This is a genomic window from Streptomyces sp. WMMC500 (assembly GCF_027497195.1).
In the GTDB taxonomy this organism is placed as follows: domain Bacteria; phylum Actinomycetota; class Actinomycetes; order Streptomycetales; family Streptomycetaceae; genus Streptomyces.
On sequence record NZ_CP114905.1, the window covers coordinates 6,649,648 to 6,663,211 of the forward strand.

A 13,564-nucleotide genomic window follows, 5' to 3' on the forward strand; every position below is an offset into this window, starting at 1 on the left:
GGTGGCCACGGAGCGGATGCTGACGGTCGTCCTGCCGGACGGCACGGAGCAGGACGTGGTGCTGGAGGCGCCGGACGGCGCGCGGGTGTCGGAGGTGGCCCGGCGGCTCGCGGACTGGTGCGGTCCGCTGCCGTCCGCGGCGCGGCTGTTCCTCGCCGACGGCACGAAACTACCGCCCGACGCGGCGCTCGCGGACGTGCCCGTACGCCCCGGCACCCGGCTCTGGATCGTCACGCCGCCCGCCGCCCCCGACACGGGCGACACCTCCCCGGAGGCGATCCACCGCGCACTCCTCGAAGCGGGCCTCGCTGTGCCCGGCGAGGGCGGCACGCTCCTCTTCTCCCGCTCGCGCCCTGCCCCCGTCACCTTGCTGCCCGAGCGCGCGAGCCTGGCCGATCTCGTGATGCCGGCCGGGTTGCTCGTCTCGGAGGTGTGGCGGCAGGTGAGCCTGCGCCGCCGGCGGCGGGGCAGGCAGCCCTTCTTCGCCCACCCCGGTGTGGACAGCCGGAGGCTGGTCGCGAACGTCCGCAGAGCGACGTGGGAGCTGTGGCACCGCCGCCCGGCCGACCGGGACTTCCTCGTGCTCCAGGTGGGCGAGAAGGACCACGCGGGCGAGGACGACGCCTACATCCCCATGGTGGTGAACCTGCTCGAGTACGGGGTGATCGGCATCGCCACGGACGAGGGACGGCACCGCACCGGCGCCTGGCTCGTCGCCCAGATCGCGGCCGTCCACAGCCCCGCCGACGTCGACGTGCGCGTCCTGACCTCCGACGAGGATTCTGACGCCTGGGACTTCCTGCGCTGGCTCCCGCCCTCCGCGGCCGGCCCCCGGGTCAGCCGCGACGCGCGGGCGCACGCCGCGCACCTGTCCGACCTGCTGCGCCGGCTGGAGAACCGGCCGGCCGGCGGTCCGCAGCCGCCGCGGGCCGTGGTGGTGCTCGACGGCTCCCGGCTGCTGCGCAGGCTGCCCGGCGTGGCGGAACTCCTCCGGGAGGGCCCGCGCCACGGCGTGTCGGTGATCTGCCTGGACGCCGACGCGGCGATGCTGCCGGCCGAATGCCGCGCCGTCGTCGGCGGGGACACGTACCTCAAGCTGCCGGACGACGAGCACTTCGTCCACAACTGGTTCGCGTACCAGGCCGACCCCGCCTGGTCCGACCGCGTCGCCCGCATCCTCGCCCCCCTCCGCGACCCCACCGCCGACGACCCGATGGACAGCCCCCGCCTGCTCGACCTGCTCGAACTCCCGCACCCGGGGCCCCACAAACTCGGCGCCCGCTGGGCGTCCCGCGCCCCCGGGCTGTCCGCCCCCATCGGCGAGTCCTGGGGCGCACCCGTCTCCATCGACCTCGTCAGCGACGGGCCGCACGCCCTCGTCGCCGGCACGACCGGCTCCGGCAAGACGGAGTTCCTGCGCACCTGGATCGCCTCCCTGGCCGCCTCCGTCGCGCCCGACGCGGTGTCCTTCCTGCTCGTGGACTACAAGGGCGGCGGCGCGTTCGGCGCGTGCGCCCGGCTGCCGCACACCGTGGACGTGCTCGCCGACATCGACGGCTACCTCGTCGAGCGCACCCTCTCCGGCCTCGCCGCCGAACTGCGCAGGCGCGAGCAACTGCTGGCGCGGACCGGCGTGCGCGACGTCGGCGAGTACGCCGACCTGTACGCGGTCGGGGACGACCGCGCGCCCGTGCCGCTGCCCCGGCTGGTGCTCGTCGTGGACGAGATCGCCGCGCTGGTCAGCGAGTTGCCGGACTTCGTCAGCGGGCTGGTGGACATCGCGCGTCGCGGTCGCTCCCTCGGCGTCCACCTCGTCCTCGCCACGCAGCGGCCGGGTGCCGTGGTGAGCCCCGAGATCCGCGCCTACACCAACCTCCGCATTGCGCTGCGGCTCGCGGATCCGGACGAGAGCACGGACGTGATCCACGCGCCGGACGCGGCCCTGCTCGGTGAGTCCGAGCCGGGCGCCGCCTACGTGCGCACCGGTGCCGAGACCCTGGTGCGCCTGCGCACCGCGCGCGTCGGCGTCCGCTCCGCCGCCGGCCCGGGCGGCGAGCCACCCGTGCGGGTCCGCGGCGTCCACGCCGTGGGCGCCGAGGCCACCAGCGGATCGCTGCGCGTCGAGCCGGAGCCGACCGGGCCGACGGACCTCACCGTCCTGGTCGACGGCATCCGCGCCGCCGCCGTCGCCCTCGGCTTCGAGCGGCCCCCCGCCCTCCTCCCGCCCCCGCTCGCCGACGAAATCCAGCTCGACGAGCCGCTCACCGAGGACGACCTGCCCGAGCGCGGACGCGACCTGATACCCGTCCCCATCGGGCTGGCCGACGTGCCCGAGGACCAGTTCCAGACCGTCGCCGTCCTCGACCTCGCCGACAAGCTGCCGCTGCTCGTCGCCGGCGGCCCGCGCACCGGGCGCTCCCAGCTCCTGCGCACCGTCGCCGGCTCGGTCGCCCGTCAGCACAGCCTCTCCGACGTGCACCTCTACGGCATCGACTGCGGCACCGGCGCGCTCCAGGCGGTCGCCGAACTGCCGCACTGCGGCGCCGTCGTCTCCCGCAACGAACGCGAGCGGCTCACCCGGCTGCTGGACCGGCTCACCACCATCGTGCGGGCCCGGCAGTCCCAGCTCGCCGCCGAGGCATTCCCGGACGTCGCCGCGCAGCGGCAGGCGGTGGCGGCGCACCGGCGGCTGCCGTACCTGCTGGTGCTCGTGGACGGGTGGGAGGGCTTCCTCGACGCGCTCGGCGACGTCGACTACGGCAAGCACGTCGACGACTTCACCCGGCTGTGCCGGGAGGGGCCGCGGGTCGGGGTCTGCCCCGTCGTCGCGGGCGGACGGAGCGTGCTGAGCGGGCGGATCAGGACGACGGCCGCGGACATGCTGATCCTGCGGTTCGCGGATCCCGACGACTACCGTACGGCGGGCATCAGGCCCCGGTTCGTCCCCGGCCGCATGCCGCCGGGGCGCGCGCTCTACGCCGAGGGCAGGGACCGTACCGTCGTCCAGGTCGCGCTCCTGCCCGGCGACCCCACCGCCCGCGGCCAGGCCGAGGCGCTCGCCCGGATCGGCGCGGCGGCGAGGGAGCGGGACGCCCGGGTGCCGCCCACGCGGCGCCCGTTCCGGGTCGACGCGCTGGACCTGGCCGCCGACCGCTTCCACGTCGGCGGCGGTACGGGCCGGCCCGTCGGCCGCGACGCGGAACTCGCGTGGCTGCGCGACCGCTACGCCACCGGCACCTCCGTCGCGCTGCTCGGCCCGCGCCGCGCGGGCAAGACGTGGGTGCTCGGCGAGCTGGAGCGGCGCCTCGTCGCGGACGGCGCGGGCCGGGTCCGCAAGCTCACCGTCCCGCACCGCGCCAGCCCCGTCGACAGCCCCGACCAGCTCGCCACCCTCCTCGACCCCGCCGTACGCGGCGCGGCGAGCCCCGCCGAGGCCCTGCTCACCCGGGCCGGGGAGCGCGCGGCCCGCGCCGACCGGGAGGCGTTCCTGCTCGACGAGGTCGGCCGGCTCGCCGAGTACCACCCGGCGGCCGTCTCCTGGCTGCGCGACCTCGGGCAGGCCGGCGCGTGGCTCGTCTACACCGGCACCGAGAAGGACTGGCAGACCGTCGTGCGCTCCGCGCTGACCGCGCCCGGCTCCAGCTTCGGCAACGACGTCGACAAGCGCATCCTCGGCCCCCTCGGCGAGCCGCACGCGCTGGCGTTTCTCACCGGCACCGCCGCGAACCTCGGCGTCGACATCGAACCCGGCCGCGCGGGCGCGCGGATCCTGTCCCTGGTCGGCACCTGGCCGTTCTACCTCCAGGTGATGGGCGACGCGGTGGTACGGGCCGTCCAGGCGGACGACCGGCGCCCGCTGACGAGCCGGGCGGCGCTCGAAGAGCTGCGCAGGCAGGAGCTGTTGATCGGGCGCAGCGAGCAGTTCCAGTCCCGCTGGGCGGAGATCGGCCCCGCGGGCCGCGCCGCGCTGCTGCACACGCCCGGCGAGCCCCCGCCGGAGCCGGCGCCGGCGCAGCGGATGGAGCTGCGGGAGGTGGGGCTGCTGCGGCCGGGGGACGTGTGGCTGGCGGACCGGCCGTTCTTCGACTGGATCGCGCTGAGCCAGGTGTCGCTGCGCGACGAGTCGTTACGGGGCCGGGTCCGCGACGCGGCCCGCCGCCCCGCCGCGGACCCCCCTGCGCACCCGACCGCGGACCCCGCACGGGCCGACGGCCCGCGAACCGATGAGGAGTCAGCCACATGAGCCGCTTCCGGCCGAGCCGGGCGTACCAGCCCGAGCTGGACGTCCGGTTCCCCGGCGACCACGTGCCCGGCTGGGCCCGGCCCCTGGTCGAGGGCCAACTGCCCAACTCCGCCGCGTGGCTGGTGGAGCTGCCCCGCCGGGCGGGCAAGACGTGGCTGGCGCACGCCGTCGAACGGGCCCGGGGCGACCGGCCGTCGCGCCGGGTGGACCTGCGCTCGCCCGCCGAGGCGGTACGGCGCCGGGGGCTCGGGTGTCTGCGGGGCGGCAAGCAGGCGCCGGGGGTGCCCGTCGGGTGCGTGGTGCTGGTCGACGAACCGGCGCTGGCGCGGGACGCGGCGGCCGGCGGCCGGGCCCGTACGCACCACACGACCCGGACCGCACCCGGCGCGCCGCCCGCACTCGCCGCCGCACTCCCGGCCGCCCTCCGGGGCGTCGACCCGGCGGCGCTCGCCGCGGGCCTCGAACAGGTACGGGACGCGGGCGCCGTGCCCGTCGTCTTCGCCACCCCCGCCGAGCAGTTGCTCCTCACCCCGCACCTTGGCGCGGACGCGCCCAAGGACGTGCTGCGCCCGCCGCCGCTCGCGGACGCCGAGTGCGCACGCATGGCCGACCGCTGCCCGGAGTGGGCGCCCGGGGTCGTCGAGCTGCTGCGGACGGCGGAACCGGCGTGGCTGCAGACGCCGTTCCTCCTTGAACTCGCCCTCCAGACCGCCGAGGAGCACCCGGCGCTGCGCGCCGACGCGGCGCGGCTGGCGACGGCCGCGTACGAGGAGGCGTGCGACCGGCACCAGTACGTGCCGCAGTGGTTCCACGACGGCCTCGCCGCCGAGCACCGGGCGGCGCTGCGGGCGCGGCGGTGGCGCGACGCGGGCGTGGAGGACGCGGGCGTGGAGGCCGCCGTACGGGCCGCGCACGCGCCGCCCGCGGACGACCCCGTCCTCGTCCGCCACCTGCCCGACGTGCTGCGCATCCACCACGTCACCGACCTCCACCACGGCGGCGGGCTGCGCGCCAACGTGGACGCCAAGGACACCTCGCAGGCCGGGCAGCGGCTCGCGGAGCTGGCGGGGGCCGGCTCGCCGCTCGACGCGTACCTGGACCACGTACGCCAGCTCGCCGGCCAGGGCCGGGCACCGCACCTGATCATCGCCACCGGCGACCTCGTCAACCGCCCCGTCGACGCCGACGGCGAGACCGCCCTCGCCTGGCTGCGCGCCCTGGAGGACCAGCTCGCCGACCACGCCGACCTGCGCCCGGACGACCCCCGCGTGTTGCTCACCGGCGGCAACCACGACGTGTCGTGGGAACTGTGCCTGGACGAGGACCCGCAGGCGCGGCACCACTGGTTCGCCCGGGTCTTCGGCCGCTACCCGCACCCCGACCTGCACGAGCCCGACACCGCGGCCCGCCGCGTCCACGTCACCTATCCGGACGCCGGGCTGCGGGTGGCGCTCCTCGGCACCGCCGAGTCCGGCGGCGAACCGGCGCACGACCGGGACCGGGAGCGGCTGGAGCGGTTCCGCGCGGAGTACGTCGAGGCGGCGGACGCGGCGGACGGAGAGGCCGTACGCCGGATCGTGCTGGACTTCGAGCGCCACGACCCCGGCGTCATCGCCCGGGGCGTGCTCGACCGCCTCACCCGCGAACCGGGCTACGTCACCCTTGCGGCCCTGCACCACCCGCTGTCGCCGGTGCCGGCGGTGGAGATCGCCCCGTACTCGGGGGTGGTCAACGCGGGCCAGGCGAAGTGGATGCTGGCGGAGGCCGGCACGTCCCTGGTCCTGCACGGCCACACGCACCTGGGCTTCACCGCGGCCGAACGCCTGCTGGGCACCGCCCGCCCCTGGACCACCCGCATCGCGGGCGCCCCGGCGCTGGGGAGCCGCGAGTCGGACGAGCGCAACGGGTACAACGAGGTCTTCGTCGCCCGCGAGGGCGGCGACCACGCGCTGGCGCTCCGCACGGTCCGCTACGAGGCGGGAGCCTGGGCCCCGAGCCCCCCGGTCGCCTTCACCCCGGGCGCGCCGGACGAAACCCCCCTGGCGGTCCTGTGCCGAGACCACCCCTGACGCGGGAGTCCGCCTGACCGGCGGCACCGCACCGGTAGGGGAACGCGGGCGGGCGGCGGCGGCCGACGCACCGGGGCCCGGACGGCGGTGGCCGGTGGCGGGTGGCCGGCACCGCGGCGAAGCGCGCGGGCCGCACGGATCGGTGCGCACCGTCGGCGCTCGCCACGGGCCCGGCGGGAGCCGGGAGGCGAGGCGCCGCGGCGAAGCCAGGCGCCCGCGTCCGCGCGGCGTGTTCCACGTCCGCGGCGCGCTCCGCGCCCGCGGCGCTCCCCGCCTCCGTGGCGGCCTCGCGTCAGGGGCGTGCTCGGTCGCGCTCAGCCTCCGCGGCGTCCGCGCCTACGCGGCCCCGCGCCGCGCGCGTCCCTCCGCGGGCGTACGGCACACGGTGCGGTCCGCGCGCCGCAGGCCGGCCCCGTTCAGCCCTGTGTCGCTTCCTGCCCCGCCCCGAGGCCCTGCTCCTGCTCTCCCGATCCGTGCCCCGGCTCCGCGCCGCCCGCGGTCCCGCCCGGGCCACCACCCGCAGTCCCACCACCCGCGGTCCCGTCACCCGCGGTCCCCCCGCCCGCGCCACCGGCCGCCGCCGCACCCGCCGTGCCGGCTGCAAGCCCCAGCGCTCCGGGGTGCACCGACTCCCGCACCGCCGCGTACTGCTGCCGCACCGCCTGGCCCAGCGCCAGGTCCTCGCCCGCGTCGAACGTCTCGTGCGGCCCCGTCTCCCACACCGGAGGCGCGTCCGCGCTCAGCCGGCCCTCCGCCACCCCCAGCGCCCACGCCGCCTGCCGCGCCGCGCCGAGGGCCGCGTAGTCGGCGGACGCCGGGACCACGACCTGCGCCTCGAAGACGGCCGGCGCCAGCGCCTGCACCGCCGGGAGGCCGGCCGCGGCGCCGAGGAGGAAGACGCGGCGTACGGTGACGCCCCGGGTGCGCAGCACCTCCAGGGCGTCGGCGAGGCCGCACAGCATGCCCTCGAACGCCGCGCGCGCCAGGTGCTCCGGGCGCATGCTCTCGCGGCGCAGGCCGTGCAGGGAGCCGGCGGTCTGGGGGAGGCTCGGGGTGCGTTCGCCGTCGAGGTACGGCAGGAGGACGAGCCCGTGGGCGCCGGGCGTGGAGGTCAGCGCCAGCTCGGAGAGCCGCTCCAGGTCGGCCGGCGCCAGGCCCAGCAGCTCGGCGGCGCCGCGCAGGGCGCGTACGGCGTTGAGGGTGTGGACGACCGGCAGGTGCTTGCCGGTGGCGTCGGCGAGCGCCGTGATGGTGCCGCCGGAGTCCGGCAGCGCGGCGTCGTGCACGGCGTAGACCGCGCCGGAGGCGCCGAGGGTGACGACCGCGTCGCCGGCGCCGAGGCCGAGGCCGAAGACGGCGGCCATGGTCTCGCCGGTGCCCGCGGAGATCAGCAGCCCCTCGGGGGTGCGGCCGGCGGCCTCGGCGGGGCCGAGCACCTCCGGCAGGCCGGCCTCGTGGCCGAGGGCCAGCTCGACGAGGTCGCGGCGCCACTCGCCGGCGGGGCCTGCGTGCGCGGACCAGTAGCCGGTGGTGGAGGCGGAGCCGCGGTCGGTGGTGCGGCGGGACGGCTTGCCGAGCAACTGCCAGACCAGCCAGTCGTGCGGGGTCATGAGCTGCGCGGTGCGCTTGGCGTGATCGGGCTCGGTGGCGGCGAAGCGGCGCAGCTTGGTGACGGGCAGCTTGGCGTCCGGCACGGCGCCGACCGCCTCCGCCCACGCCGCCCGGCCGCCGAACTCGCCGGTGAGGTCGGCGGCGGCGCCCTGGGCCCGCTTGTCGTTGCCGATGAGCGCGTGGCGTACGGGCGCGCCCGCGGCGTCCAGCGGGATGACGGCGTGCTGCTGTGCGGCGACGCCGATGGCCTGCACTCCCTCCAGCACGCCACCGTCCGCGGCCTCGCCGAGCGAGAGGAGCCACGTCTGCGGGTCGGCTTCGTACGCCGCCGCCTCGTCGGCCGACTCGGGCACCTGGTGCCGGGCGTAGCCCTGCTTGAGTACCGCGCCGGTGTCGGCGTCGCAGACGACGATGTTGGTGCCTTCAGGCGAGCTGTCCAGACCGGCGACTATCCCCATGCCGCAGATGATGCCCTATCGGCGGGGCCGCCCGGGCACCGGCGCGGTTTCGGCCGCGGGACCGTCGGGATCCGGCCCGCCGGGCGCCGGCCAGGCTCGAACCGGTGCGCGCCCGGCGGGCCGGCCCGGGGTCAGGTGTTCGTCGTACCCCACTCGTCGGACTCCTCGCGCCGGCCGCGGGTGCCGTTCGCGTGCCCGTTCCCGTGGAGGAAGTGGACACGCGAGGCAACGGTCTCGGGCACGACGTCCGCGAACTTCGTGGAGAGCGAACTCGCCGCCTTGGTCACGGCGTCCCTGCTGGTCAGCGCGGCGGCCTCGGCGGCGTTACGCACCGCGGGAGACTCGCTGAACTGCTGCGCCGCCTTCCGCATCTGCTCGTAGCGCTCACGTCCGGCCCGACTGCCCAGGACGTACCCGACGGCGATCCCCGCAACGAAGCTCACCCGGTACCGCATGGTCTCCACCTTCCCTCGGACTGCCTCGACTGGGCTGTTCCGCCCTGCCGTCACCGATACGGGTACCCGGAGAGGGGGAGGGGTGAATACCGATTTCGGAGCGGACCCAGCCATGCGCTAATGTATGGCGAGCAGCACAGGAGCGCCCCCCGGGAGCGGGAAGGGCCTCCGTGCGGAGCAGTCCTCCGTAGCTCAATCGGCAGAGCAGCCGGCTGTTAACCGGCAGGTTACTGGTTCGAGTCCAGTCGGGGGAGCACATGCGCGAAGGCCCCGACCGGGGCCTTCGCGCATTTCTGCCCCCGCGACCCTCCCGCCCCACCACCGCCCCCCGGAACCGGAAGCGGCACACCCGCGTCCTTCCGGACATGCGCAGCGGCCCGGGTCCCACCCCTGCGGACGGGGTCTCCGGGCGACAGATCGTATGAGCGGCTATGCTGCGGCAGACGGCGCGCACATCTGTACGTGACGCGCCGTACGGGGCGGTAGCTCAGCCGGTTAGAGCAACGGACTCATAATCCGTCGGCCGTGGGTTCGAGTCCCACCCGCCCCACCCAGAAACCCCCCAGAGGGATCGTTTCGCCCAGCGGTTTCGCGCCCCGGAGAGCCGCAGAGATCGTTGCCTGGCCCGAGTGTCACAGGAGACCGCCCATTCGGCCGCGTCACGCGAAGAGGCGAGCCTGCAGCCCGCCGCACGTGACATCGCCAGAGCGAGCGGGGCACCCGGGAAGGGACCAACCCCGCGGGCGCGGGGAGCACCGAGTACGAGCCCGCGCCGTAACGGCACGACGCCCCCTGTCCTGGCCCACGCGGCCGGGGCAGGGGCGTTTCGTCGGGCCCTCAGCCAAGAGCCTCGATCGCACTCAGGATCAGCGCCCGCGCCTTCACCCCGTACACGGCGAGCTGGCGCAACTGTTCAAACGCCTTCAGGTACAGGGCGATCTCGGAGGGCTGTGTGACGTTCACTTCGGCGGAGACGAGTTCGACCGATACGAGGGCGTCGTCGTACACGCTGAACGTCTCGTCCGGCCAGCGCATCCGTTCGCGCGCCGCCATCGGGACGATGCCGAGCGAGACGGCCGGCAATGCGCCTGCGGTGAGCAGGTGGCCGAGCTGGGCGGCCATCGCGTCGGAGTCCGCCATCTGGTAGCGCAGCACGGACTCCTCAACGACGATCACGAACCTGTGTCCTTGCTCATGGATGACCCGGGAGCGCTCGACGCGGGCCCGCGCCGCTTCTGCGCTGTCCTCGATGGGGAGATCCCGAAAACGGGCTGCCCGGCGGAGGACGGCAGCCGCGTAGCCCTCGGTCTGCAGCAGCCCGGGGACCAGGGTGGAGGAGTAGACGCGGAACAGCTCGGTGTCCCGGTAGAACTGCACCAGGCTTTCCTGCAGTTGCTTTTGGCCTCTGCGGATCTGGTGACGCCACTCCCGGTACATCGACTCCGCGTTGACGGACTGGACGACGAGGTCCTGCGCCTGGTCCTGAGTGCGGGTGGCCTCGCACCACTTGCGGATATCCGTTGCCGTGGGGCCGGTGAGGGCGTTCTCGATGCGTGAGGTCTTGGAGTAGTGCCAGCCGCACCGGTGGGCCAGCTCGACGATGGTCAGCCCGGCCTCCTTACGAAGGTCTCGCAGCCGCCCGGCGACGGCTTCGCGCGCAGCCTGCGCGGCAGAGGACGGGGAGACGGACATGAGCTGGCCAGCCGGCGCTTCCTGTCAGCGGATCTCGTACTGATCGTGTGGGACAGCGCGCGCCCACACCGCCTCGAAGGCCACGGCACACAACTCGGCTGCGGCTGGCTCGTCGGTGATCTCCTGTCCGGCCCAGGCGCCGCTGCCGGTGAAGTGGTTCCAGCGGATCAGGCGTTCGTCGAACAGCCAGAAGTCGTTTCCCGGCAGGGCGATGTCCGAGGCGCGCCGCCGGGGGAGCCAGCGGACCTGTTCGCCCGCGGCGACGTTGACGACGGTTCCGGCGTGCTCGTATCGGATGTAGTCGGTGACCGGCTCGGAGACGATGCGGGCACGCCGCACGGTGACGCCGCGCGCCACGGCCTGGGAGATCAGCCCGACCCAGGAAGCCCAGGACTCCGATTCGGGGTCCGTGTCGCGCTGGCCGGTACGTAGCCAGGCGCTGAAGCCGTCGGTTTCGTCGCTGACCCCGTACTGGTCCCGCATCTCCAGGTGCACGGCGGAGCGCTTGCAGGCCGTGAGGAGTTCAGGGAACGTCGGCTCGCTCGACGACATCGCACGCCTTCCTGATCATGTGCACCATCCTGGCAGGAACCCGGATCACTGCCTCCTCGGCCGGGATGCCCTTCGCGTGCCCGGGCACCTCGAACGCGGCGCACTCCGCTTCCAGTTCGGCCCCCGGTTTCCAGCCCTGGAGGACGAGTTCGTTGGTCTCCTGGTCGACCCACACGGTAGGGCTCTTGTCCTTCTCCGTAGCGGGGTCGATCCCGACGAACAGTAACGGCATGTCAGCCTCCGTCTACATCGAGTTGCAGTGCTTTGCATCACGGTCCCGTGCATGGGGTAACCCGTCAAGGGCGCGAGGCAGCCAACGGCTCATGGTGCAGGATCTGACGCAAATTTCTGCAAATTAATGGTGTGTGCAAACCGCTCGTTTCTACCTTCCTGGGCATGGCCGCCCAAGCAGAGGCGCCGTCGGCGCCTGAACGTCCGTTGCTGACCCTGCGTGTGTCCCGCGACAGCGGGCGCACCTGGGGGCGCGAGAAGAACTACTACGCCCGCGACTGCGAGCCTCCCCTGCTCAGCAGCACCATGCCGCCCTGCGAGTGCCCCCGGTGCCGCGGGAGGCGGCGACCGTGACCGCCGATGCAAGGGACGCATCCGCCTGCCGCACCTACCCCTCTCCGCCGGTGGTGCTCCCGGTCCGCGACAGCAGGGAAGCTCAGCCCGTTCGTGGTTGCGAGACGTGCAGCCGGCTCGGCGAGGAGCGCCGGGACGCGCGCAACCGTGGTGATCACTCGGCGGCCACGGACCGCTCCGTCCTCATACGCCGGCACCCCGACCACTGAACTCCCACCCCCTGGCCGCCTGTCCGATCCGCCAGGGAGCGGGCCCGGCCGGTCGGCCCTGCAACGGACCGGCCGGGAAGGCGCCCCGCCCGCCGCAACCCTGCCGGCCGGCGGGCGGGGCGCGCACCACCGCCCCGGGCGCTCCGGGGCGCACCGGAGAGGAGGCACACCCGATGACCTTCAACAACCCGCTGCCGCTCACCCCCGCCGCCTGCGGTGACCCGGGCGACGAGGACGACAACACCGACATCGAGGACGGCGACGGCGGAGGCGGCAACCCGTCCCCCGGCCACCGCTGACATACCCCGACAAGTCAGTCCCCGCGGCCACGGTGCCGCGGGGGCCGACCCGGACCGAGGAGCACCATGGGCAGCGAGCAGACCGGCACCGGGCGCGTCACCGTCTTCCCGCTCACCCACCACTGGCCCGACCGCCGCTGCCTCCTCGCCTACACCACCACCGGCCACTTCGGCACCACCGCCATCGTCGGCGTCCTGCCCGTGCCGGAACTGGAGCACCCCGACCTGCTGGCAGTCGCCGCCGACCACCACCCCCAGGGCCTGTACGGATCCCGCGGCGGGCACGAGAACGCCTGCGCCGGGTGGGTGATCTGCACCGGCTGGTCCGCCCGCATCGGCGGCTCCGGCCCCCGCCTCGACGTCCACAACACCACCTGGAGCCTGCACCTCGACCGCCGCATCCCACTGGCCAAGCAGATGTACGGCCACGACGTCCTGCACACCGGAACCTTCACCCTCGACGACGGCGACCTGATGCAGCAGGCCCTTCAGCTCGTCCGCTGAACGTCCGCCGCCGGCACGGCGGGCGTTCCCCCGGCCCCGTCCCCCGGCGCGGCGGGGGCACCCAGAGCAGCCCCGCTCGCCCGGATCGTAGCCCCTGGGCTGGCGGGGCCCTGATCGCCCGCGTGCGGCGCTGTGGCGGCGACTGTGCGCCTCCCGTTTACGGAAGGACGGGCGGGCAGGGGGCGGCCCCGGGAGCGCGAGCGTGCGCTCCCGGGGGCGTTCCTCGTGCTCAGAGCGGCAACGCTCATTCAGGTGATGCTCAGTAGAAATCGTTGGACCAACCCCGCGGGCGCGGGGCGCACGGACGCGACGAATGGAAGGGCATGCCCGAGACGGGACCAACCCCGCGGACGCGGGGAGCACGCCCAATAGTGCTCGATGTTGGTGTCGCCGTGGGGACCAACCCCGCGGGCGCGGGGAGCACCTTCACGAGAGTGCGCACCTGCCCGAGAAGCAGGGACCGACCCCGCGGGCGCGGGGAGCACCGACCGCCCCCGGGCACCGTGCGCGGCCTCCAGGGGACCAACCCCGCGGGTGCGGGGAGCAGGACCACTTGACCCCCGACCAGATCGAGGCCCTGGGACCATCCCCCCGCGTGCGGGGAGCAGCCGCAGCCTGCCGCCGAGTCGCAGGATCCGGTGGGACCATCCCCGCGTGTGCGGGGAGCAGATCCTCTTGTCCGAGGTGTCGATCAGCCCGTTGGGACCATCCCCGCGCGTGCGGGGAGCAGTACGTACGCCCCGCGCGGTGCAGCTCTCCCCCGGGACCATCCCCGCGGGTGCGGGGAGCAGGCTCCGTGGCCTGCAGTTTTTCGTCGATCCCGCTGTGTTTTCAAGCACTTTCGTGGATTCGTGCATTTGGTGTGAAGGGCGATGCAATCGGACCGC

General features: G+C 74.9%; 9 protein-coding genes and 2 tRNA genes. 6 read left to right on the forward strand and 5 right to left on the reverse strand.

Annotation, left to right across the window (positions count from 1 at the left end; translation table 11 throughout):
* Position 1: 1 nt before the first annotated feature.
* Entirely contained in the window at positions 2–4,243 is a 4,242-nt protein-coding gene (locus tag O7599_RS28580; RefSeq protein WP_281618484.1) for an FtsK/SpoIIIE domain-containing protein, read from the forward strand.
* A complete protein-coding gene (locus O7599_RS28585; RefSeq protein ID WP_281618485.1) occupies positions 4,240–6,312 on the forward strand; it encodes a metallophosphoesterase in 2,073 nt (690 codons plus the stop codon). The genes O7599_RS28580 and O7599_RS28585 overlap by 4 nt, the downstream gene beginning before the upstream one ends.
* Before the next feature lie 416 nt (positions 6,313–6,728).
* On the opposite strand, the gene O7599_RS28590 is transcribed toward O7599_RS28585, so the two are convergent.
* On the reverse strand, positions 6,729–8,381 hold the full coding sequence (locus tag O7599_RS28590) for an FGGY family carbohydrate kinase (protein ID WP_281618486.1): 1,653 nt from the start codon (positions 8,379–8,381) through the stop codon (positions 6,729–6,731).
* A gap of 131 nt (positions 8,382–8,512) precedes the next feature.
* Complete coding sequence (locus O7599_RS28595) at positions 8,513–8,836, reverse strand: YtxH domain-containing protein (protein WP_281618487.1); 324 nt, start codon at positions 8,834–8,836, stop codon at positions 8,513–8,515.
* A gap of 181 nt (positions 8,837–9,017) precedes the next feature.
* Here O7599_RS28595 and O7599_RS28600 point away from each other — a divergent pair.
* Both O7599_RS28600 and O7599_RS28605 read left to right on the forward strand, forming a co-directional pair.
* Positions 9,018–9,090, forward strand: a tRNA-Asn gene (locus O7599_RS28600).
* Between the two features lie 222 nt (positions 9,091–9,312).
* Positions 9,313–9,386, forward strand: a tRNA-Ile gene (locus tag O7599_RS28605).
* A 287-nt stretch (positions 9,387–9,673) separates the two neighbouring features.
* Here O7599_RS28605 and O7599_RS28610 read toward each other — a convergent pair.
* The 3 genes from O7599_RS28610 to O7599_RS28620 are packed head-to-tail and all read right to left on the reverse strand — an operon-like array spanning position 9,674 to position 11,312.
* Positions 9,674–10,528: a helix-turn-helix transcriptional regulator gene (locus O7599_RS28610; protein WP_281618488.1), complete on the reverse strand. Its 855-nt coding sequence runs from the start codon at positions 10,526–10,528 to the stop codon at positions 9,674–9,676.
* A 24-nt stretch (positions 10,529–10,552) separates the two neighbouring features.
* Positions 10,553–11,080, reverse strand: coding sequence for a DUF6879 family protein (locus O7599_RS28615; RefSeq protein ID WP_281618489.1), 528 nt, complete (start codon positions 11,078–11,080; stop codon positions 10,553–10,555).
* Positions 11,052–11,312 carry a hypothetical protein gene (locus tag O7599_RS28620; RefSeq protein WP_281618490.1) on the reverse strand — a complete coding sequence of 87 codons (261 nt, stop codon included), beginning with the start codon at positions 11,310–11,312 and terminating at the stop codon, positions 11,052–11,054. Before O7599_RS28620 ends, O7599_RS28615 begins: the two co-directional genes overlap by 29 nt.
* 735 nt (positions 11,313–12,047) lie before the next feature.
* On the opposite strand from O7599_RS28620, the gene O7599_RS28625 reads away from it, so the two are divergent.
* Both O7599_RS28625 and O7599_RS28630 read left to right on the forward strand, forming a co-directional pair.
* Entirely contained in the window at positions 12,048–12,173 is a 126-nt protein-coding gene (locus tag O7599_RS28625) for a hypothetical protein (protein ID WP_281618491.1), read from the forward strand.
* Between the two features lie 66 nt (positions 12,174–12,239).
* Positions 12,240–12,677 carry a hypothetical protein gene (locus O7599_RS28630; RefSeq protein WP_281618492.1) on the forward strand — a complete coding sequence of 146 codons (438 nt, stop codon included), beginning with the start codon at positions 12,240–12,242 and terminating at the stop codon, positions 12,675–12,677.
* Positions 12,678–13,564 lie beyond the last annotated feature (887 nt).

Excerpts from the sequence above, each read along its gene's own strand:
- O7599_RS28585 (WP_281618485.1), top strand. The coding sequence starts at position 4,240 with ATGAGCCGCTTCCGGCCGAGCCGGGCGTACCAGCCCGAGCTGGACGTC.
- O7599_RS28590 (WP_281618486.1), bottom strand. The coding sequence starts at position 8,381 with ATGGGGATAGTCGCCGGTCTGGACAGCTCGCCTGAAGGCACCAACATC.
- O7599_RS28595 (WP_281618487.1), bottom strand. The coding sequence starts at position 8,836 with ATGCGGTACCGGGTGAGCTTCGTTGCGGGGATCGCCGTCGGGTACGTC.
- O7599_RS28610 (WP_281618488.1), bottom strand. The coding sequence starts at position 10,528 with ATGTCCGTCTCCCCGTCCTCTGCCGCGCAGGCTGCGCGCGAAGCCGTC.
- O7599_RS28615 (WP_281618489.1), bottom strand. The coding sequence starts at position 11,080 with ATGTCGTCGAGCGAGCCGACGTTCCCTGAACTCCTCACGGCCTGCAAG.
- O7599_RS28620 (WP_281618490.1), bottom strand. The coding sequence starts at position 11,312 with ATGCCGTTACTGTTCGTCGGGATCGACCCCGCTACGGAGAAGGACAAG.
- O7599_RS28625 (WP_281618491.1), top strand. The coding sequence starts at position 12,048 with ATGACCTTCAACAACCCGCTGCCGCTCACCCCCGCCGCCTGCGGTGAC.
- O7599_RS28630 (WP_281618492.1), top strand. The coding sequence starts at position 12,240 with ATGGGCAGCGAGCAGACCGGCACCGGGCGCGTCACCGTCTTCCCGCTC.